The sequence below is a fragment of the Erwinia sp. ErVv1 genome (assembly GCF_900068895.1).
In the GTDB taxonomy this organism is placed as follows: Bacteria; Pseudomonadota; Gammaproteobacteria; order Enterobacterales; family Enterobacteriaceae; genus Erwinia.
On record NZ_CDPK01000025.1, the window covers coordinates 745 to 1,055 of the forward strand.

The following is a 311-nucleotide window of genomic DNA, read 5'->3' on the forward strand; positions in this document are numbered from 1 at the left end:
AGGGCCGTAGCCTGTGGGTTATGCCTGATGCTGTAAAGGCCGTGGATGCCGTCTGCGGGTAGTGACCCATATGGCAAAGATCGGGGGTGTCGCCTACAGGTAGTGTCCGATTCAGCAAAGGGTTCAGTGCTGTCGCCAACGAGCGCGCCTGGCTGGCTAAAGGCCTGGTGCTTTCGCCAACGGGTGGTGCCCGGTGCCTGGCGGTCCTCACGCCGCGCGTTGCGCGGTTCCTTCGCTCCGCTCGTTGACCTTTCGGACCGGGCATGACGGGACATCCCTGTCCCGGCATGCCCTTGTGCCAGCCTCCCTGC